This is a genomic window from Stenotrophomonas sp. P5_A9 (genome assembly GCF_056400525.1).
Window position 1 is genome coordinate 49,006 of sequence record NZ_JBFULC010000007.1, and the last position, 19,535, is coordinate 68,540.

Consider the following 19,535-nt stretch of genomic DNA (forward strand, 5'->3'; position numbering starts at 1 on the left):
GATCAGTGCCCGCTGCTGCCGGACTTGCGGCGACGACGGATCTGCGCGACGCGTGCGGCCAGCAGCGCGAACACCACCAGCCCGACCAGCACCAGCAGCCACACCATGTGCTGCTGCCACACCGGCTGCGGGTTGCCGGCATCGGCCACGCGCGCCCCGTAGGGATCCTTGCTGTCGAAATCGCTGACGACACCGCTGCCATCGAGCACGGCCAGGTCGCCGCGCAGCAGCCGGAACGGCGCCTCCAGCGACGGCCCCTGCTGGCCAAGGTCGTTGTAGAGCACACCGATGTGGCCACCGCCGTCCACGACCTGCACGGCGGCGGCGTGGTCGAGTCCGGCCACGTCGAGCAGCGGCGCGTCGCCGCCATTGACCACCAGGCGACCGTCCTTGAGACCGGCCGGCGTGGTGCCGGACGGGGCCAGGGCGAAGGCCAGGTACGGCTGGCCCGGGCTGATCGCGCTGCCGGCCGCCACCACCTTCAGTTCGGCGGCCTGCGGCGACACGCCCACCGCGCTGGCGATGGCGATCACCTTGTCCAGCGACGTCGGGGCGTCCTGCAGCCAGGTTGCCGGCACGAACACCTCATTGGCGTGTGCGAGCTGGCTGGCGGCCCCGATGAAATCGTTGTCGAGCGTGCGCTTGGCCAGGGTCAGGTGACTGCTGGGCAGGATCGACACCGGGAACGCGGTGGCCGGATCGTGGCAGTACGGCCGCGCCGGCTGGCGCAGGAAGCTGATCTTCACTTCATTGCGGGCCGCCAGTGCATAGGCGGGCACCTTGGCGGTCAGCCGTTGCGGCTTGCCGTCGGTGGCCAGCACCTTGGCACCGAGCAGGTAGTCGTTGAAATAGATGCTCGCCACCGCGCCCTGCCCGGCCGCGTTGGGGGCGGCCGAGACGTCGATCACGACCTGGTCGGGCAGTCGGCCATCGGCCGACAGCGCGCCCAGCTCGAAGGTAGCGCTGCGGTCGCCACGGGTGACGATATCCAGCGTACCGGCGATATTGCCCAGGCGGCTGAGCAGCACGGCATCCTGCTTGACCGGCGCCGGGCTGGCCTGGGCCACCTGCAGCTCGCGGCCCAGGGCGTAGTTGCGCCACTGCTCGCTGAGCAGGCCGGCAACCTTGCCGCCCGCCGCAGCGGCCACCACCAGGGTCGGACGCCCGGCCACGGCGGCCACGCTCACCGACGCGTTGCCCGGCCCTTTCTCCAGCGCGGCCATGTCGCTACCGCGCCAGGCAGTGAACGCGGCCGCTGCATCGCTGCTGCTGGCGCCTACTTCGGTGGCCAGTGCATCCAGCGCTGCGCGCACGCCGGCGCGCAGCGGATCACTGCTGATCGCCACATCCACCGCCAGCGGACCGCTGTCGCGCAGCGACAGCAGCGCGCCCACTTCGGCCAGGCTGGCGATGCGATGCTGCGCGCCGCCGGCGGCCAGCGCGGCGTAGGCCGGCACGCCCTGCAGGCTGGCGGGGATGCTGATGCCGGTCAGGTCGACCGTGCTGCCCACTGCCGGCAGCGCTACCACCTCGACCTGTTTGCCGCCGTTGCGCAAGGCCGCACCGACGCGCCAGGCGGCGTCATAGGCCGGTGCCTGCAGCGCCTTGCCATCGACCAGCAGCCGCACCCGTGCCGGCAATGCGCCCCAGGCCTTGGCGACGGTGTTCACGGCACGGCCATCGAAGCGGTAGCTGAAACGCGAATCCGGCGACAGCCGCAGGACGTTGGCCGGCGCGCTCTGGTCGGCGCAGCGGTAGTCGGATACGACCGACCACCAGCCCACATTGACCCGCACGAAGCCGTTGTCGCGCGGCAGGCCGTCGATGGCCAGCAGCTGGCTGGCATCGCCCTGCGGATCGGTGATCGAGCGCGCGGCGACCGGGTCGCCATCCACCGACCACAGCCCCGAGCTGCGCCCGGTATGCCCGCGCACGTAGCGGCCATCGAGCTGCAGCTGCGCGTCGCGGGTCGGCACGCCTGCCGGTACCGGCAGGTAGATCTCGCGCTGGCTTTCCTGCCCGCTGAGCGTGATCGGCTGGCGGAAGCCCAGCTCGCGCAGGGTCATGCTGCGGGTCACCGTGGCATCGCCGGCCCACTCGCTGAACTGCCCGGCGGCGGTGTCGGCCGCCATCGCAGGGCTGAGTGGGAAGGCCAAGGCCAAGACCAGCGGTAATACCTTGGGGAAGCGTGCGGTACTACGGATGGTGTTGGTCATGGCGTCAGTTCTGAAAGGGAGGTGTGGGACATCGGGACGGCGTGGGCGGCCACAAACTCGTCGAACCGCTGACCACGCAATGCAGCAACGATCCGCGCCGAGGCCCGGCCATCGCCGTAGGGACTGGCGTCGGCGATGAAGTGCGCCGCCACCTGCGGCGCATCGCAGGCGGCATGCACGGCCGCCACGATCCGCGCAGGATCGGTGCCGACCAGGCGGACAACGCCGGCCTGCACCGCTTCGGGCCGCTCGGTGACATCACGCATCACCAGCACCGGCCGGCCCAGCGCCGGGGCTTCTTCCTGCACCCCACCGGAGTCGGTCAGCACCACGTGCGCGCGCTGCATCAGGCGGACGAAGTTGAGGTAATCCTGCGGTGCGATCAGGTGCACGTTGTCCAGGCCGCCCAGGTGCGTATGCACCGGCCCCTGCACGTTCGGATTGAGATGCACCGGGTAGACGATCTGCAGGTCCGGACGCTGCGCCAGTTCGGCCAGCGCGCGACAGATGTTCTCGAAGCCGCCGCCGAAGTTTTCGCGGCGGTGGCCGGTGACCAGCAGCAGCTTGCGGTCGGCCTGCAGGAACGGGAACTGCGCATCGATCGATGCACGCAGCGCGGCATCCTGGTCGATGCGCTCCACGGTCTGCTTGAGCGCGTCGATGACGGTGTTGCCGGTCACGCTGATGCGCCCGGCCAGGTTTTCCTGTTCCAGGTTGTAGCGCGAGCTGTCGGTCGGGGCGAACAGATGGTCGGCGACCACGTCGATGACGCGGCGGTTCATTTCTTCCGGCCACGGCTGCTGCAGGTCGCCGGTACGCAGGCCGGCCTCGACATGCCCCACCGGAATGCGGCGCTGGAAAGCGGCCAATGCCGCGGTCATGGCCGTGCTGGTATCGCCGTGCACCAGCACCCGGTCCGGCTGTACCTGTTCGTAAAGGGCATCGAGTTTGGCGAACAGGCGCGAGCACAGCCCGTTGAGGGTCTGGTTGGCCACCATCACATCGAGGTCGTGATCGGGCTGGATGTCGAACAGCGACATCACCTGATCGAGCATCGCCCGGTGCTGCCCGGTGATGCAGACAATGGACTCGATATCCGGCGCGGCGTGCAGCGCCCGGACCAGCGGTCCCATCTTGATCGCTTCAGGACGGGTACCGAAAACAGATAGAACCTTCACCGGACAGCTCCCTGTGATGACCAACGAGTGTGACTTCCATCACGCAAATCGTAGGCCAAGTGGCGAGAGCTAGCCAGTGCAACGTGATGTGGATCACATTTCCCAAGAAAAGTGACGCTGTGCGTCACTTATTGCCCCGAGGTGCACTTCATTGTTGCTTTTGTGCGCGTTTCACTCAGGTGAAAGTTCGAATACCTGGCGCAGATAGGCCAGGTAGCCGGGGTCGTCGCACATGCTCTTGCCCGGCGAATCGCTGAGTTTGGCCACCGGCTGGCCGTTGCAGCGGACCATCTTGATGACAATGTTGAGCGGGGTCGGGCCGAGGTCGTTGGTGAGGTGCGTGCCGACACCGAAAGCGACCTGGCAGCGGCCGCGGAAGTAGTCGAACAGCTGCATCACCTTCTCGATGTTCAAGCCATCGCTGAACACCAGCACCTTGCTGCGCGGATCCACGCGACGGTCCTGGAAGTGGGCCAGCATGCGGTCGCCCCAGGCGAAGGGATCGCCGGAATCGTGGCGCACGCCATCGAACAGCTTGCAGAAATACATGTCGAAATCGCGCAGGAAGGCGTCCAGCCCGACCACGTCGGACAACGCGATGCCGAGGTCGCCGCGGTATTCGCGCGCCCACGATTCCAGCGCGGCCACCTGCGAATCGCGCAGCCGCGGCCCCAGCGCCTGGAACGCCTGCAGGTATTCGTGGGCCATGGTGCCGTGCGGGGTCATGCCGTACAGGCGGGCGAAATGCACGTTGCTGGTGCCCACGAACTGCGCACCCAGCGCCTCGCGCAGCATCGGCAGCATGCGCGCATGCCAGTCACGCGAGTAGCGGCGGCGGCTGCCGTAATCGGCGATACGGCACAGCTCGAAGCCCGGGGTGTCGCGCAGCAGCGCGGTCTTTGCCTGCAGGCGACGCTCGCCTTCGGCGACGTCCGGCGTGGTGGTGTTGCGGAACCAGACCTCGTTGATGATCGCCAGCAGCGGCACTTCAAACAGGATGGTATGCAGCCACGGGCCGGTGATGTTCAGGTCGATCTCGCCGGGCACGCTGTCCGACGGGCGCAGATCGATGTACTTGCGGTCCAGGTGGAACAGACCGAGGAAATCGGCGAAGTCCGGTTTGACGAAACGCAGCCCGCGCATGTAGTCGAGCTCGTCGGTGCTGAAGCGCAGGCGGCACAGGTGATCGATCTCTTCGTTGATCTGATCGATGTAGGCGGCCAGGTCGATGCCCGGGGTGCGGCACTTGAACCGGTACTGGACCTGGGCACCGGGATGCTGATGCAGCACCGCCTGCATCATGGTGAATTTGTACAGGTCGGTGTCGAGCAGGGACTGGATGATCATGCCCGGATTATGCGCCTGCCCGGATGTACCGACCAACGCCCGGCGGTCAGCGCGCGCGGAGCAGCCGCGGGATCTGCACGAGCGCGTGGGCCCAGATCGCAGCGAACACCGCGCCCTGCACCGGCAGGCTGCGCTGGCCGGCTTCGAACTTGCGGAAATAGCGCCACAGGCCGCGATGCTTGTGCCACTCGACGAAGAACGGGCGCGAGCGACTGGATACGCCACGCACGTGGACGACCTTCAGGTCATTGGCGATCGCCACCAGCGCACCGGCCTGGCGCACCCGGCGGCACAGGTCCAGGTCTTCGGCATGCAGGCGGTAGCCGGCATCCCAGCCGCCGATGCGGTCGAACAGCGTGCGTGGCATCAGCAGCAGCGCGCCGGACAGCGCCGGCACCGGCTGCAGCGACTGGTTCGGATCAGCAGGGAGGGCCAGCTTCGCGCCCTGCCCGGGCGAGCGCAGCATCGCGCCGAAATCCGGATCGCGACGGCGCACCGCCGCATCGGGCTGGCCGTGCTCATCGACCTGTTCGACCCCGAGCAGGCAGTCACCGATGCCCCTCGCCCGCTCGCACAGCTGCGCCAGGGTCTCGGCGTCGACCATCAGGTCCGGGTTGATGAAGGCCAGCCACGGTGCCTGGCTGGCGGCCACGCCCTGGTTGTTGGCGGCGGCAAAGCCGGGGTTGTCCGGATTGGCGATGAAACGCACGCGCGGGTCAGCGCTGGCGTGGCGCTGCATGATCTCCAGGGTGCCGTCGCTGGACCCGTTGTCCACCACCCGGATCTCGACCACGCCACGGGCGGCGCGCAGCCGGGTCAGGCAGCTGTCCAGGGTGCTGGCACTCTGGTAGCTGACGATGATCGCGGCAATGGCAAGGCTCAAGCAGGTGACTCCGGTGGGGCGGCGGGCACGGCGAACAGATCGCCCTGGGACCGCGGCATTATCGCCTGCCGGTGCAGCTGCTGCAGTGTGTCGCGCATCTGGCGCAGCGGGTCGGTCATCAGGAACGCGGCCAGCCGCGGCTGCCAGCCGGGCCAGCGCGTGCCGAGCGCGTCCATGTCGCCATCGAACGCACGGCCTTCGCTGGCGCGGGCGACGAACGCGGTTTCGCACAGTGCATTGCGCCAGCCCAGGCCCGCCATCCGCAGGCTGAGGTCGACCAGCGCGGCGTTCCAGGACCCGTAGCTGTGCATGTCCAGTCCGCCGGCCTTGCGCCGGGCGTTGGCGCGCAGCAGCACCGCGTGGGTCACGGCCGAGGGCAGTTCCGGATGCATCGGCGGCAGTGCTGCGCAGGCCTGGGCCATCGCCGCCAGGTCGACCGGCACCGGGTCGATCTCGCCCAGGCGTGGCCATGCGGCAGTCTCACCGGCATTGCACCACGGGGTGGCCGAGCCGATCGAGGAATCGCGCGCGAAGCAGGCATCGAGCTGCTGCAGCCAGCCCGGCGCGGGGATGGCGTCGGGCGCCAGCACCACCACATCCGCGCCTGCGCAGGCGCGCAGCATTTCATCCAGGTGGGCGACCTCGCCGATGCTGCTGGCGCGCCGGGTGTACTCGGCCTGCAACGGCGTGTGTGCCAGCCAGTGCGCGATCACCGCCTGCGCGCGTGGCCCGGCCTGGCCGTCATCGGCCAGCCACAGCGCGGTGTCGGCCGGGGTGCCGGCATCCAGCGCGCCCAGGCAGCGGTCCAGGGCGCTGTCATCGACCCCGATCGGCAGCAACACGATCGTCCCCATCGGTCCTCCTGTGCGCGGCGTACGGGAAGCGGCCGGTCACGATGACCGACGCCTGGCCGCAGCGTAGCAGGCGCGCCGGCTGCGGTGACAGCGCGACGGCGGCTCAGTTCTTCTTCGGATGGCTCGGGAACGGCTCCATCGCGCGGAAGCGGCTGCTGTACTCGTCGGTGAGGTTGCGCGACTCCTGGGCGTTGCGCACGATCGTGGGGGTGAGCAGCACGATGACTTCGGTGCGGGCGCTTTTCTGGGTCTTCCGGCCGAACAGCGCGCCAACCACCGGGATCCGGCTCAAACCGGGGACACCGTTGGAGCCATCCTCGTTGGAGTCGGTGATCAGGCCGGCCAGCATGATGGTATCGCCACTCTGCACGGCGGCCTCGGTGGATATCTTGCGGGTGTTGATCGGCGGGTTGCAGGTGGTCTTGGTCGCATCGCAACCGTTCGGCGTCGCGCCCGCCGAGCTGACTTCCTGCACGATATCGAGGAACACCACGCCATCGCGGGTAATGCGCGGACGTACCTTGAGGATCACACCGGTGTCCAGATACTGCACCTGGCTGTAGGTATTGTCGCCCACGCCGGTGTTGACCGACACCGAGTTGATCGGAATCTTGGTGCCGACGTTGAGGGTGGCCTCGGCGTTGTTGCGCACGAACAGCGATGGGGTCTGCAGCAGACGCAGGTTGGTGACCTTGTCCAGTGCGCTGATTACCGCGGCCGCGTTCTTGCCCAGGAAGGTCCAGCCCACCCCGCTACTGCCAACCACACCGGAGGTGCTGCCCCAGATCGAGCGGCCGAGCGCGCTGGCCAATCCGGCCCCGCCACTTTCGACGGGCGCGTTGACCGCCTCCTCGAAGAACCAGTTCACGCCATAACTCAGGTCGCCGGTGAGTGCCACTTCAGCCACCTGCGCCTCGATATGCACCTGCATCGGCATCACGTCTAGCTTCTCGATCACCTCGCGGATCGAGCGCCATGCCTGCGGCGTGGAGCGCACCAGCAGCGTGTTGGTTTCTTCCACCGCCGATACGCCGACGGTGTCACCCTTCACTTCCAGGCTGAAACTGGCGTTGCCGGACTGCCGCTGCGGCAGGCTCATCGTGCCATCGCCCAGACCGCTGCCATTGCTGGACCCGGTGTTGCCCATGGTGCTGTTGTTGAGCGCGTTGTCGCGGTTGCTGCCCAGCTCCATCTGGGTCGCGCCCGGGGCGAGCGAACTGCTGCTGCCCCGCCCGCTGCGCCCGTTCTCGTTGGCAAAGGCCTCGGCCAGGCGTTCGGCCAGGTCCTTGGCCTTGACGTAACGCAGCTCGTAGGAAAACAGCCGCGCGCTGCCACCGGCGCTGTCGATGCGTTCCAGCCACTGCTGGATCTGGTCCAGGTAACGCGCCTGCGGGGTGATCACCAGCACCGCGTTGGCGTTCTCCAGCGGCAGGAAGCGGAACATGCCGGCACTGGGGGTCTTGCTCTGCTCGCCGAACACTTTTTCCAGGTCGGCCGAGACCTGCTCGGCCTTGCCGGTCTGGATCGGGAACACGCCCACCGACATGCCCGACAGCCAGTCGACGTCGAAGATCTCCACCGTGCGCAGGTAGTTCTCCAACTCGCTGCGGGTGCCGCCAAGGGTGATCACATTGCGGCCGCTGTCCACGTTGACGATCGCATTGGGCCGCGCATACGGCTCCAGCACCTTCTTCATCTCGGTGGCCGAGATGTACTGCAGCGGCACCACCCGCACCTCGAACCCGCGCGCACTGGACGCCGGCGCGGTACTCGGCGCGACGGTACCAGCCAAGGCCTGGTCGGCGGCAACGATGTTGTAACGGCCGCCGCTGTAGACCATGCGCGCGTTGTTCCAGCCCAGCACCATCTCCAGCAGGTTCAACGCCTGCGCCGAGGACACCGGCTTGGGCGTGGCCAGGGTCACGGTGCCCTGTACGCCCGGGGCGATGACGTAGTTCTGGCCCAGCATGTCGCCGAGGATCGCCTTGACCACCGCGTGCACCGACTCGCCTTCGAAGTTGAAGGTGGCGGTGCCGTTGCCGGCCTGCGACAGCGATGGTGATGCGGCGGCGGCCGCGCTGCGGTTGATCATGGTGCCGGTGCCCCGACGGATCACCGCCTGCGGCGCGCCGTCGGCCAGCGCCTCGGCATCGACGCCCTCGCGCGAGCCATCGCCGGCCACCACCTGATGCGTGCCATCGAGGTCTGCGTTGCGACGGACGTCCGGAGCCGGTACCGACGCACACCCGGCCAGCAGGGCCACGGCGAGGGACAGGCAGAAATGACGCGGGGAGAAAAGACGCAATGTCATGCTGTGCACTCTAGTTGTTCTGGCCGGAGCCGCCGGTGGGCGGTCGCTGCGACGGTTGCTGTTGTTGTTGCAGCTGCTGGCGGCGCGCCTGGATGCGCGCGCGGATGGCTTGCATCTGCGCGTCACTGGGGCCCTGTGCGGGCGCGTTCTGCGCGGCAGGTGCCGGCGGCGGTGCGGGCGCAGGGCCCGGCACGTTGACGGTGGCCTGCGCCGGTCGTGCGGCCTGCGGCGCTGCCATCGGCAACGGCGTAACGCCGGCACCGGCCGGCGGCACGGCGCCGTTGACCGGATTGCCCAGCACCGTGGGCGGCTCGCCGCCCTGGCCGTTGAACACGGTCAGTTCCAGGGTCTGCGTACCGCCGGGGCCGCTGACCGTGGCGCTGCGCGGCTCCAGCGCCAGCAGCTGCCAGCCGTTCACCGGCTCGCCATTGAGGCGCAGCCGCAACGACTGCTTCTGGTCGGTGGTGAGGATGGCCATGCTGAAGTCAGCGGTGAGCAGCACACCGGTCAGGCTCACTGCGCTGGACGCCCCAGGTTCGCTGCCGCCGAGCAGGTACGGGCGCGGCTTGCGATCCTCGGCGAACAACGGGCGCGCGCCGATCTGCGCATAGGCCTCGGCCGAGGCGATCCGCTCCGGCGCGGCTGCCGGCAACGCCGGCAGCGGCGACGCGCTGCGCTCACCATCGGCAGCGGCGGGAATGCGCCCGCCCAGGCCGAACAGGGTGGCGATCCAGATCGCGGCCGCCCACAGCATCGCGGTGGCCAGCCACCAGCTGCGCAGCGAAGACAGTTCAATCTTCATGGCTGTCCTCCCGGCCTTCGGCCGCGCGGCTCGCAGCGTCTGCCGCGTCGCTGGCCTGCTGCGTTGCTGCATCGGCGGTCGCCTGGGGATCATTCGGCACGGCCATCGCCGGTGCCGGACTCAGCCCGGTGCCGTCGGAGAGGCCCGGCGCTGCCGCAGTGACCGGTGCGCTGGCGGGCGCCGCGCCCGCGGTCGCATCGGCCATCGCATCCGGCTTGAGGTAGCCGACCAGTTCGAAGGACACATCCAGCCCGGTGCCGGTTTCATTGGGCGACTGCTGGAAGCGCTGCGCGAGCAAGTTGAGGTTGTTGATGAACAGCCGTGGGCTGCCCGTTTCCAGGGTGTACAACACCGCCGCCATTTCCGGGATGCCGCAGCGCAGGCGTACCTGCAGCGCAATACGCGGGAACTGCGCATCGCCGCTGGTGTCCTGCAGCGGCGAACGGTTGCTGATGGTGCAGCTGCGGTTGCCGGGACTGGCCGAGGCCACCGCGTCCTGCAGGCGCGAAGACAACGCGGCGGCGGCGGATTCGGCGGTCGCCTCGCGCAGGAAGCCGGGGCGCCCGGCCAGCGCGGCCTGCGCCTGCTGCAGGCCGCGCGCGACCGCAGCGCGCTGCTGCAGTTGGGCCTGCACGCGCTGGTCGCGCTCCTGCAGGTCGCTGATATCGGTGTTGATCGCCAGCAGCGGCCGGGTGAACCAGGGGTGCACCAGCACCAGGTAGGCCGCCGCGATCACCGCCAGCAGCAGCGCCAGCGCCAGCCAGCGGTCACGGCGTGTGGTCGGCATTGCCATTGGCAACCTCCGCGGCGGGGGCGGCAGCGGCCGGCTTGGCGACGGCCCCGGGCAATGGCTGCAGTTCGGCGGTGAGGGTGAAGCGGTCGCGCCCGGCGGCGCCCCCGTCGGCCTGCAGCACGCCGGTGAGGTTGACCTTGCGCCACAGCGGCGAGTCCTGCAGCAGCGGCACCAGCTGCGAAGCTTCGCGGCTGAGCCCGATCAACTGCAGCGAATCGCCTTCCACCGACAGCTTTTCAAGATAGGTGCCATCGGGCAGCAACCGGGTCAGTTCATTCCACAGTTCCACGGTGCTTGCGTGCGCGGTGCGTTTCTGTTCCAGGAACGCCGCGCCTTCCACCAGCGTCTGCAACTGCTGGCGTTCGGCGGCCACCTGGCGTGCATCACGCGCAGCGGCGTTGACCTGGTCGCGCAGCGCATCGGCCGCAGCCTGGCGGTTGTGCAGGATCTGCTGCCCGGCCAGTGCCAGCAGCACCAGCGTAGCCACCGCCAGCAGCAGGTTCCAGCGGCGCATCGGGTCACGCAGGGTCTGGCGCTGTTCCAGCGGCAGCAGGTTGACGCCCAGCGGCTGGCCATCGGCGTCGGCGACGTCGACGCCGGCCAATCCCTGCGCCCACGGCCCGACCTGCTGCGCCCACTGCTGCAGCGCCTGCTGCGGCATCACCACCAGTTCGACCTGCAGCTGGCCATCGTCCAAGGCGCCCAGCTCACGCACATCGAAGCTGACCTGCGCCGGTTCGAACGGGGTCTGGCGATCGATTTCAAAACGCACCACATCGCGCAGACGCGCGGCAGCGGCGGCCGGCAGGCGCAGCGGCCGGCGCAATGCGGCGCTGGCCGGCAGCAGCCAGTGCCGCGGCAGCGTGCGCAACCGCGCGTCCAGGCGCTGTTCCAGTGTGGCCGGGGATTGCGGCCAGGGCAGTTCGATCACGCTTTGCGTGTGTGCGCCGGTCTCGCGCAGCACCACCAGCTGATCGCCGTGCTGCTGCAGCAGCAGCCGCGAGCGCGACCAGCCCAGCGCCCATTGCCAGCGCTCGGGCAACCACGCCAGCAGCGAACGCCGCCACCAGCGCAGGCCATTGCCCACGCCCGGCGCCAGTTGCCCCTGCGCCCGCACCAGACTGTCCCGCCATGCCGTCATCGTGCTGCCATTCCCTGTTCCCAACGAAGTACTGTGTAAGTCGTTCCCGGCGTGCCTGCGTTCCCCATCCGCACCACCCCCTGCAGGACCGACACCCGGCCGCGATCATCCATTGCGCGGCTCTCGATACTATAGGTGCCGCTGCCGCTGGCAAGCGCTGCACCGCCCACTTTCTGTTCTTCACCTACCGCGGACTGCTCGCGCTGGGCCAGTAGTTCCCGTGCATCCAGGCCCATGGCGGTCAGCACCGGCCCGGCGGCAAAACGCGGATCGGGACGGGACTGCCGACTGTACAGGGTCAGCATCGGCTCGAGTTGTTCATACAACGCGGCATCCATGCCGAGCACGCGCTGCAGTTCGCCCAGTGTCTCGAAGCGGTTGTTGCGCGGGCCGTACGGCAGGCCGGCGGCAACGTATTCGGGCAGCTCGGCACCGCCGGCAGGCTGCTTGAGGCTGTCGGCATCGCGCCAGTCGACGATCGCCCCGGCCAGTTGCTGGGCGCGCGCGGTGTCCACGCCCATCGCGCGCAGGAAAGCCTGCAGCAGCGTGGCGTCGGCCAGGTTGAGGTTGATCTTGCCGTTCTCATCGACGATGTGCAGGTCGATCCGGCGCTGGTCGAACTCCCAGCGGTAGCGGCGCCCGTCCGGCGTCCAGGCCGGGCGCATGGCGCTGGGCTGCAGCCGGTACAGCGCGTATTCCAGGCCGGCACGCGCATGTTCCTGCCCGATCGCATCGTCGCCCACCACGCGCTGCTGCAGATGCTCCACGCGCGCACTGAGCGCGAACGCACCCACCACGGCAGTGAGCAGCGCGATCAGCCACAGCACCAGCACCAGCGCGGCACCGCGCGCGCGCCTCACTGGCGTACCCCGCGCTGTTGGGCAAGCGCGGCCACCATCGGCGGCCAGGCCGGCCCTTGCCGGGGGGTGACGGTGATCGACACCAGCAGGGGCAGTCGCCGGGTATCTTCCCAGCGGTCCTGCCAGTCGCCGAGTTGGCCGTTGCGCGGGTCGATGCCGCGATAGCGGAACGCCACCGCGCGCAGTCCATCGGCGAGCACTTCCGGCGGACGCGGCGGCGTTTCTTCGATGCGCTCGCCGTTCTGCACCAGGGTGAGCGTGACCTCCAGCCGCTGCGCCTCGCCGCTGCCACGCACCTGCAGGTCATGCACGTACGGCCCACCGCGACCGAGGTATCCGGGCAGGTCGGAGACAAACAGCATGTGCTGCGCCTCGCCCAGGAAGTACACCGGCTCGCGGGTGGGATCCGGCGGCGTGGTCGCGGTCAGCATGGCCATCGACAGACGCCGGCGCAGGAAGCCTTCAACCGCGCGCATGCGTTCGTTCTGCGACACCATCTGCTCGCCGCGCTGGCTGATCGCCATCGCCGAACGCACCGTGGCGAAGGCCAGCGCCAGGCCGCCAACCAGCAAGGCCGTTGCGAGCAGGACTTCGATCAGGGTGAAACCGCGCTGTGCGCCGGTACGCGAGTGGCCGCTCATCGCGCCCCCCCCGGGTTGGCCGGCAGCAGGCGCAGGCTGCGCCATTGCAGGCGGTCGGCGTCGGCATCGCCCCAACGCACCTGCAGGGTCAGCTGCGCCAGCGTCGGCCCGGCCACCGGCTCGGCGACTGCCGCCGCCGCGCCGCGTGGCTCCGCATACGGCACCACGTCCAGTTCCCAGCGGTAGCGGCCGTCTTCCCACTGGCCGGCGCTGTGACCGGCCTGCAGCGGCGCCTCGATACCGGTCACGGCCAGCAGCGACTGCGCGTGCAGCACCGCGCGGCTGCGCAGGTCGGCCTGCCTGATCTGCCGCGAGGCGCCGGACAGGCTGCCCAGCAGCAGGGTCAACGCCAGCGCCAGCAATGCAAAGGCGACGATCACTTCCAGCAGCGAATACCCGCGTTGGCGCTTCATCGACGCTCCCGCGGCTGGCCCGAGCGCACTTCGCCGGTGATCCAGCCAACGTCGATCCGCCACACCGCACCGCGCACCTCCAGCTCGATGCTGCCGCCGCTGGAGGCACCATCGGGGTAGAACGCGATGGCGCCCTGCCCGGTCGCCGCGGCCACTTCACGCGCGCCGCGGAAGTGCACCTCCAGCGTCGCCGGCAAGCTGCCATGGCGGCCGTTGGCACCCTGCCAGGTGCGCGCCTGCGGGTCGATCAGGAAGCGCTGGCGTTCGCCCGTGGCGATGGCCTGGGTGCGGGTATAACGCAGCTGGGTGGCCAGCTCCTTGCCGGCATTGCGCAGGCGCATGCCGTCGATGCCGCCGTTCATCGCGGTGGCGGTGACCACACCGACGATGGCGATCAGTGCGACCACCAGCAGCATCTCCAGCAACGACAGCCCCGCCGCCACGCGTGCGGGGCGCGGTGGACAACGGAGCGGTGCGTGGCGTGACGGGAGAATGGCCGGCAAGCAGGCTTACTCGTAATGGATGTCGGCGTCGTAACTGCTGCCACCGACCTTGCCGTCCTTGCCCAGGCTGATCAGGTCGAACGGCTGGCCTTCGCCGGGTGCGCGGTATTCCAGCGGGTTGCCCCACGGATCGTTGAGGTCGGCCGGCTTGGCATACGGTCCCAGCCAGCCGTTGCTGCCGCTCGGCTGGGTGACCAGCTCATCGAGCTTGGCCGGCAGCTTGCCGGTATCGAGCTGGAAGTTTTCGACCTTGCCGGCCACGGTCTGGATCTGGGCCTTGGCGATGTTGGCCTTGCCGCGATCGGCGCCGCCGAGCACGCGGCTGCCGACCAGGGTAAGCACCGCGCCGATCAGCACGATGACGATGATGATTTCCAGCAGGCTCATGCCCGACTGGTTGCGCGGCGAGGAAAAACGGATCAGGCGGCGTTGCATGCGGCAGGCTCCTTGCGGGATGTCATGTGTGAGGGGTGCGCCATCGTCAGCCGATGGCGTTGGTGAGGTCGTACAGCGGCACCAGCACGGACACGATCACCAGGCCGACCACCGAGGCCAGCACCAGGGTGATCACTGGAACCATGGCCGACAGCAGACGGTCGATCGCGCGCGCGCTTTCCTGTTCGAAGGTGTCGGCGGTCTTGAGCAGCATGGTATCGAGCGCGCCCGATTCCTCGCCGACCTGGATCATCTGCAGCGCCAGGCGTGGAAAGCGCTTGCTGCGCGACAACGACAGCGACAGGCCGTTGCCGTTCTTGACCTCGTCGCTGGCGGTGTCCACGTCGGCGGCCAGCGCGCGGTTGCCCAGTACGTTGCGGGCGATGCCCAACCCGGCCAGCAGCGGCACGCCATTGCGCAGCAGCGTACCCAGCGTGCGCGCCAGACGCGCGGTTTCCAGCTTGGCCAGCAGCGGGCCGATGCCCTTGCGCTGCAGCAGCCAGCCGTCCATCGCCAGGCGGAACGCCGGTTGCCGCAGCTTGCGTTCGATCACCAGCAGCGCCAGCGCCGGCACCACGATCATCGCCAGCCAGCCCTCGCGCACCACCAGGCCGGCGGCCAGTACCCACTGGGTGAACCACGGCAGGGCCACGTCGAGGCTTTCGTACATGAGCGCGAACTGCGGCACCACGTAGCCCAGCAGGAACAGCAGCGCGCCGCCGACCACGGCCAGCAGGATGGCCGGGTAGATCAGCGCATTGATCACGCGGCCCTTCAACTCGGCGCTGCGCTCAAGATAATCGGCCAGCCGCTGCAGGGTGTCGTGCAGGCTGCCACCGGCCTCACCGGCGCGAACCATGTTGACGTACAGCCGCGAGAACAGGCCATGCTGGCGTTCCAGTGCCGTCGACAGCGAAGCACCGCCGCGCACCACGTCGCGGATCTCGGTGATCACCCGGCGGCTGCGCTCGTCCTCGGGCAGTTCCAGCAGGATGGTCAGCGCGCGGTCCAGCGGCTGGCCGGCGCCCAGCAGGGTGGCCAGCTGCTGGGTGAACTGGACCAGCGCGGCACCGTCGAACGGCTTGCGCCGCAACAAGGCCGCCCACGAGGAGGCGGTAGCCACCCCCTCGCTGGCCAGCCGCGCTTCCATCGGCAGGTGACCCTGGTCCTGCAGACGCAGCGCGACCTCGGCTTCGCTGGCCGCGTCCATCTGGCCATCGAACACCTCGCCATGGGCGTTGAGCGCCTTGTAGCGGTACTGCGCCATGCTCAGCCGCCCGCCCGCCGCCGCGTCCGTGTACGCATCAGGATTCCTCCGTCACGCGCAGCACTTCCTCGAGGGTGGTGTGGCCCGACAACGCCTTGGACAGACCATCCTCGTACATGGTGCGCATGCCGGCCGCGCGTGCGATCTTCTCGATCTCGCCCATGCCGGCGCGTTGCATCACCGCACGCCGCAGTTCGTCGTTCATCACCAGGAACTCCATGATGGTGGTACGGCCGAGATACCCGGTCGGTGCAATCGCCGAGGGCTGCGCGCGATACAGGAAGATTTCGCCGTCCGGTTGCAGGCGGCGCAGTTCGAACTTCTCGATCTGCTCGGGCGAGGCCAGGTAGCGCTGGGCGTGCTGCGGCTCCAGCCGGCGCACCAGGCGCTGGGCCAGGATGCCGTTGATGGTGGAGGTGAGCAGGTAGTCTTCCACGCCCATGTCGAGCAGGCGGGTGATGCCGCCGGCGGCGTTGTTGGTGTGCAGCGTGGACAGCACCAGGTGGCCGGTCAGGGCGGACTGGATCGCGATGCGCGCGGTTTCCAGATCGCGCATTTCGCCGATCATGATGATGTCCGGATCCTGGCGCACGATGCTGCGCAGCGCGTGGGCGAAATCCAGCCCGATCTGCGGCTTGGCCTGGATCTGGTTGATGCCTTCGATCTGGTATTCGACCGGGTCCTCTACGGTGATGATCTTCACATCGGAGGTGTTGAGCTGGCTCAACGCGGTGTACAACGTGGTGGTCTTGCCCGAACCGGTCGGGCCGGTCACCAGCAGGATGCCGTGCGGCTGTTCGAGCACCTTGCGGAACTGCGGCAGGAACGCATCGGTGAAACCCAGCCGGTGGAAATCGAACACCACCGTGTCGCGGTCGAGCAGTCGCATCACCACGCTTTCGCCATGCGCGGTGGGCACGGTGCTGACGCGCAGGTCCAGTTCCTTGCCCTGCACGCGCAACATGATGCGACCGTCCTGCGGCAGCCGGCGCTCGGCGATATTGAGCCGGGCCATGATCTTGATGCGGCTGATCACCGCGGCGGTCAGGTTGGCCGGCGGGCTCTCGCCTTCGATCAGCACGCCATCGACGCGATAGCGCACCTTGAGGCGGTTCTCGAACGGTTCGATATGGATGTCCGAGGCGCGCAGTTCGAATGCGCGCTGGATGACCAGGTTGACCAGCCGGATCACCGGTGCCTCGGACGCGAGATCGCGCAGGTGCTCGATATCATCGACCACGCTGCCCTCGCCATCGGCAGTCTCCACGATCGCCCCCATCGCGCTGCGGCCCTGGCCGTACCAGCGTTCGATCAGGTCATCGATCTCCGCGCGCAGCCCGACGTGCACGCGCACCGGCACGCCCATGGCCAGGCGCACCGCATCGGCGGCGTAAGGATCCTGCGGATCGCTCAACCACAGGTCGAGAACACCCTCCTGCAGCGCCAGGGGGCAGACATGGAATTGTTTGAGGAAGCGCAGCGACAGCGGCAGCGCGTCCAGCAGCGATTCGGGGGCGGCTTCGGGCACGGCGCGTGCCTCCAGCAGCGGCAGCTGCAGAACCTCGGCGCTGGTCTGGGCGTGGTCGCGCTCGGACACCAGGCCCAACCGCACCAGCAACTGCAACAAGCTGCCACCGGCTTCGCGGTGCAGCGGACGGGCCCGCGCGAGGTCGCCTTCCTTCAGGCGGCCATTGCGCAGCAACGCCTCGACGATGCGGTGTTCCGCACTGGAATCTGCAGTGGAATCGTGGGCAACCGCGTTCACAAAAGCTCTCCTGGCGACCGTGCGACTTTAGCAGTTCAACGCTGCCCTGCACCGCTTTGGAGGTACCCGGAGAAAAAGGATTGGCTGCTCACCTGGCGCCAACGATTGATCCCGTATGTGAGGCCAATGAAGTTCAACGGCCGCGGCTGTTCGCCTTCTACGCGCCTGGGCGGGGACCGGTGGAGAAACCCCCAAACAAAAAGCGGGCGCCCGTCACAAAGACGGACGCCCGCAAACCACACGCGGTTACTGGTTGGCGATGACGCTCACGCCGCTGAATGCGGACTCGCCGACCAGCTTGATGTAGTACGTACCCGCCACCGGCGCGGTGAAGCGCACGGTTTCACTGTTGCCCGGACGGGTCGACTTGGCGTCGAACACGGTCGCGGTCGGCTCCTTGCCCTGGCTGACGTACACCGACACGTTGCCGCTGCCACCGTAGGTGAGCAGGCTCAGCACCTTGCCGGCCTGGGCGTCGAAGCTGTACAGCACTTCGCTGCCACCGGCGCCGCTGAGGCCGCCCACGGCCACCTTGTTGGTCAGCGGAATCGCGGTCGGACCGCAGTTCTCGGTGCACTCTTCTTCCAGCGCCTTTGCCAGCGCGGCCTTGGCGTCGACGATGCCGGTACCGATCGGGGTCGCCGCCGGGATGGTCACCGGGAACTTGCGCGCCGTTTCCTTCAGCAGGGTTTCCAGCTGGGCCGGGGTGAACGCGTCGCGGTTGTTGGCGATGCGGGCGCTCTGCACCAGCGCGGCGACCGCGGCCACGTGCGGGGAGGACATCGAGGTGCCGCCCTTGCCGCCGTAATCGGAGGTCCCCAGCTCAGGCGAGGTGGCACTGCTGGAAATCGCCTGCCAGATGTAGCCGCCCGGATTGCCATCCACGCTGCCACCGCCGCCCGGGGCCGACAGATCCACCGCCGCACCATAGTTGGAGTAGTAGGTGATGCCGCCGGTGATGCGCGTGGCACCCACCGCGACGACGTTGTTGCAGTTGGCCGGACGGGCGTTGGAGACATTGCCGCCAGCGTTGCCTGCCGCCACCACCACCAGCGTGCCGCGCGACACCGCACCGTTGATCGCGGCCTGGTAGACCGGATCGCAGGCGCCGCTGCCGCCCAGGCTCATGTTGATGATCTCGGCCGGATTGGCGTTGGCCGGGATCCCCGCGACCGTACCGCCCGAGGCCCAGGTGATGGCATCGGCGATATCCGACAGGCTGCCACCGCACTTGCCAAGCACGCGCACCGGCAGCACCTTGGCCTTGTAGGCGACGCCGGCCATGCCGACGCCGTTGTTGGTGGCCTCGGCGACCGTGCCGGCCACGTGGGTGCCGTGCCAGGAGCTGTCTTCGGCCAGCGAGCCGGTGTAGCACTCGTTGTCGTTCTCCACCCAGTCGCCGTAATCCAGCGCACCCGGGACGCGTGCGTCGGTCGGGCGGCGCGAGGTCTCCGCATCGCTGATGAAATCGTAGCCTTCCAGCAGGTTGCCGCTGAAGTCTTCATGGTTGGGCAGGATGCCGGTATCGATCACCGCCACCACCACGCCCTCGCCCTGCGAGACATCCCACGCCGACGGCGCATTGATGCCGCCGGTGGCATTACCGAAGTGCCACTGGTACTGCGCGTAATACGGATCGTTGGGCACCAGCTGCTTGGTCTCGGTGGGCTTGGCACGCAGGTCGGCGCGCTGCATGCGCACGTCGGCCACGGCGTATTCCACGGTCGGGTCGGCCTTCAGTTCGGCCAGTACCTTCTGCAGTTCCGCATCGCCCAGGCGGCTCTGCAGACGGATCAGGTCGGCGCCGACGCCGAGCTTGCGCACCACCTGCGGGCTGAGCGCGCCAGCACGTGCACTGCCACCGTTGAGGGTGGCGCGCGACAGCGCCGAGTTCACCACGGCCAGCTTCGCCGAGCGGTCCGAGGCAGGCGCGCTGCCTGCGCGGTACTTGACGATGATGCCGTTGCTGGTCTGCTGCGCGGCCGTCGCCGGGCGCTTGGGCTCTTCGGTGCGCGGGCTGGCGGCAAAGGCCGAGCCGGCGGAGATCGACAGCAGCGCGGCTGCCAGTACGTTGATGCGAAGGTTCTGCTTACTGGTCACGTTGAAATCCTCTTCAAGGTCATGAT

General features: G+C 68.6%; 17 protein-coding genes. All 17 read right to left on the reverse strand.

Annotated elements, in window-relative coordinates:
* Positions 1–2: 2 nt before the first annotated feature.
* Positions 3–2,216 carry a hypothetical protein gene (locus AC1DR7_RS03765; protein WP_478051492.1) on the reverse strand — a complete coding sequence of 738 codons (2,214 nt, stop codon included), beginning with the start codon at positions 2,214–2,216 and terminating at the stop codon, positions 3–5.
* Positions 2,213–3,394: a non-hydrolyzing UDP-N-acetylglucosamine 2-epimerase gene (wecB, locus tag AC1DR7_RS03770; RefSeq protein ID WP_457318065.1), complete on the reverse strand. Its 1,182-nt coding sequence runs from the start codon at positions 3,392–3,394 to the stop codon at positions 2,213–2,215. The genes AC1DR7_RS03765 and wecB overlap by 4 nt, the downstream gene beginning before the upstream one ends.
* Positions 3,395–3,565: 171 nt before the next feature.
* Positions 3,566–4,741: a nicotinate phosphoribosyltransferase gene (gene pncB / locus AC1DR7_RS03775; RefSeq protein ID WP_457318064.1), complete on the reverse strand. Its 1,176-nt coding sequence runs from the start codon at positions 4,739–4,741 to the stop codon at positions 3,566–3,568.
* A gap of 46 nt (positions 4,742–4,787) precedes the next feature.
* A complete protein-coding gene (locus AC1DR7_RS03780) occupies positions 4,788–5,624 on the reverse strand; it encodes a glycosyltransferase family 2 protein (RefSeq protein WP_256775373.1) in 837 nt (278 codons plus the stop codon).
* Positions 5,621–6,478 carry a glycosyltransferase family 2 protein gene (locus tag AC1DR7_RS03785; RefSeq protein ID WP_457318063.1) on the reverse strand — a complete coding sequence of 286 codons (858 nt, stop codon included), beginning with the start codon at positions 6,476–6,478 and terminating at the stop codon, positions 5,621–5,623. Before AC1DR7_RS03785 ends, AC1DR7_RS03780 begins: the two co-directional genes overlap by 4 nt.
* 103 nt (positions 6,479–6,581) lie before the next feature.
* Positions 6,582–8,789, reverse strand: coding sequence for a type II secretion system secretin GspD (gene gspD, locus AC1DR7_RS03790; protein WP_457318062.1), 2,208 nt, complete (start codon positions 8,787–8,789; stop codon positions 6,582–6,584).
* Positions 8,790–8,799: 10 nt separating this feature from the next.
* The gene (locus AC1DR7_RS03795; RefSeq protein WP_457318061.1) at positions 8,800–9,591 is read right to left on the reverse strand and encodes a hypothetical protein; all 792 of its coding nucleotides are present in this window, start codon (positions 9,589–9,591) and stop codon (positions 8,800–8,802) included.
* Positions 9,581–10,384: a type II secretion system protein GspM gene (gene gspM, locus AC1DR7_RS03800; RefSeq protein WP_478052222.1), complete on the reverse strand. Its 804-nt coding sequence runs from the start codon at positions 10,382–10,384 to the stop codon at positions 9,581–9,583. Before gspM ends, AC1DR7_RS03795 begins: the two co-directional genes overlap by 11 nt.
* On the reverse strand, positions 10,359–11,525 hold the full coding sequence (locus AC1DR7_RS03805) for a PilN domain-containing protein (RefSeq protein ID WP_457318059.1): 1,167 nt from the start codon (positions 11,523–11,525) through the stop codon (positions 10,359–10,361). Before AC1DR7_RS03805 ends, gspM begins: the two co-directional genes overlap by 26 nt.
* The gene (locus tag AC1DR7_RS03810) at positions 11,522–12,385 is read right to left on the reverse strand and encodes a type II secretion system minor pseudopilin (protein WP_478051323.1); all 864 of its coding nucleotides are present in this window, start codon (positions 12,383–12,385) and stop codon (positions 11,522–11,524) included. Before AC1DR7_RS03810 ends, AC1DR7_RS03805 begins: the two co-directional genes overlap by 4 nt.
* Positions 12,382–13,026: a type II secretion system protein J gene (locus tag AC1DR7_RS03815; RefSeq protein WP_256775366.1), complete on the reverse strand. Its 645-nt coding sequence runs from the start codon at positions 13,024–13,026 to the stop codon at positions 12,382–12,384. The genes AC1DR7_RS03810 and AC1DR7_RS03815 overlap by 4 nt, the downstream gene beginning before the upstream one ends.
* Positions 13,023–13,439, reverse strand: coding sequence for a type II secretion system protein XpsI (gene xpsI / locus AC1DR7_RS03820; RefSeq protein ID WP_256775365.1), 417 nt, complete (start codon positions 13,437–13,439; stop codon positions 13,023–13,025). The genes AC1DR7_RS03815 and xpsI overlap by 4 nt, the downstream gene beginning before the upstream one ends.
* Positions 13,436–13,855, reverse strand: a complete 420-nt coding sequence (gene xpsH, locus AC1DR7_RS03825) for a type II secretion system protein XpsH (RefSeq protein ID WP_256775404.1) — start codon at positions 13,853–13,855, stop codon at positions 13,436–13,438. The genes xpsI and xpsH overlap by 4 nt, the downstream gene beginning before the upstream one ends.
* Before the next feature lie 93 nt (positions 13,856–13,948).
* Positions 13,949–14,377 carry a type II secretion system major pseudopilin GspG gene (gene gspG / locus AC1DR7_RS03830; RefSeq protein WP_256775364.1) on the reverse strand — a complete coding sequence of 143 codons (429 nt, stop codon included), beginning with the start codon at positions 14,375–14,377 and terminating at the stop codon, positions 13,949–13,951.
* Positions 14,378–14,423: 46 nt separating this feature from the next.
* Positions 14,424–15,644, reverse strand: coding sequence for a type II secretion system protein XpsF (gene xpsF, locus AC1DR7_RS03835; protein ID WP_457318056.1), 1,221 nt, complete (start codon positions 15,642–15,644; stop codon positions 14,424–14,426).
* 37 nt (positions 15,645–15,681) lie between these two features.
* Entirely contained in the window at positions 15,682–17,409 is a 1,728-nt protein-coding gene (gene gspE / locus AC1DR7_RS03840; RefSeq protein WP_256775362.1) for a type II secretion system ATPase GspE, read from the reverse strand.
* Between the two features lie 246 nt (positions 17,410–17,655).
* On the reverse strand, positions 17,656–19,509 hold the full coding sequence (locus AC1DR7_RS03845) for a S8 family peptidase (protein WP_478051324.1): 1,854 nt from the start codon (positions 19,507–19,509) through the stop codon (positions 17,656–17,658).
* Between the last annotated feature and the right edge of the window lie 26 nt (positions 19,510–19,535).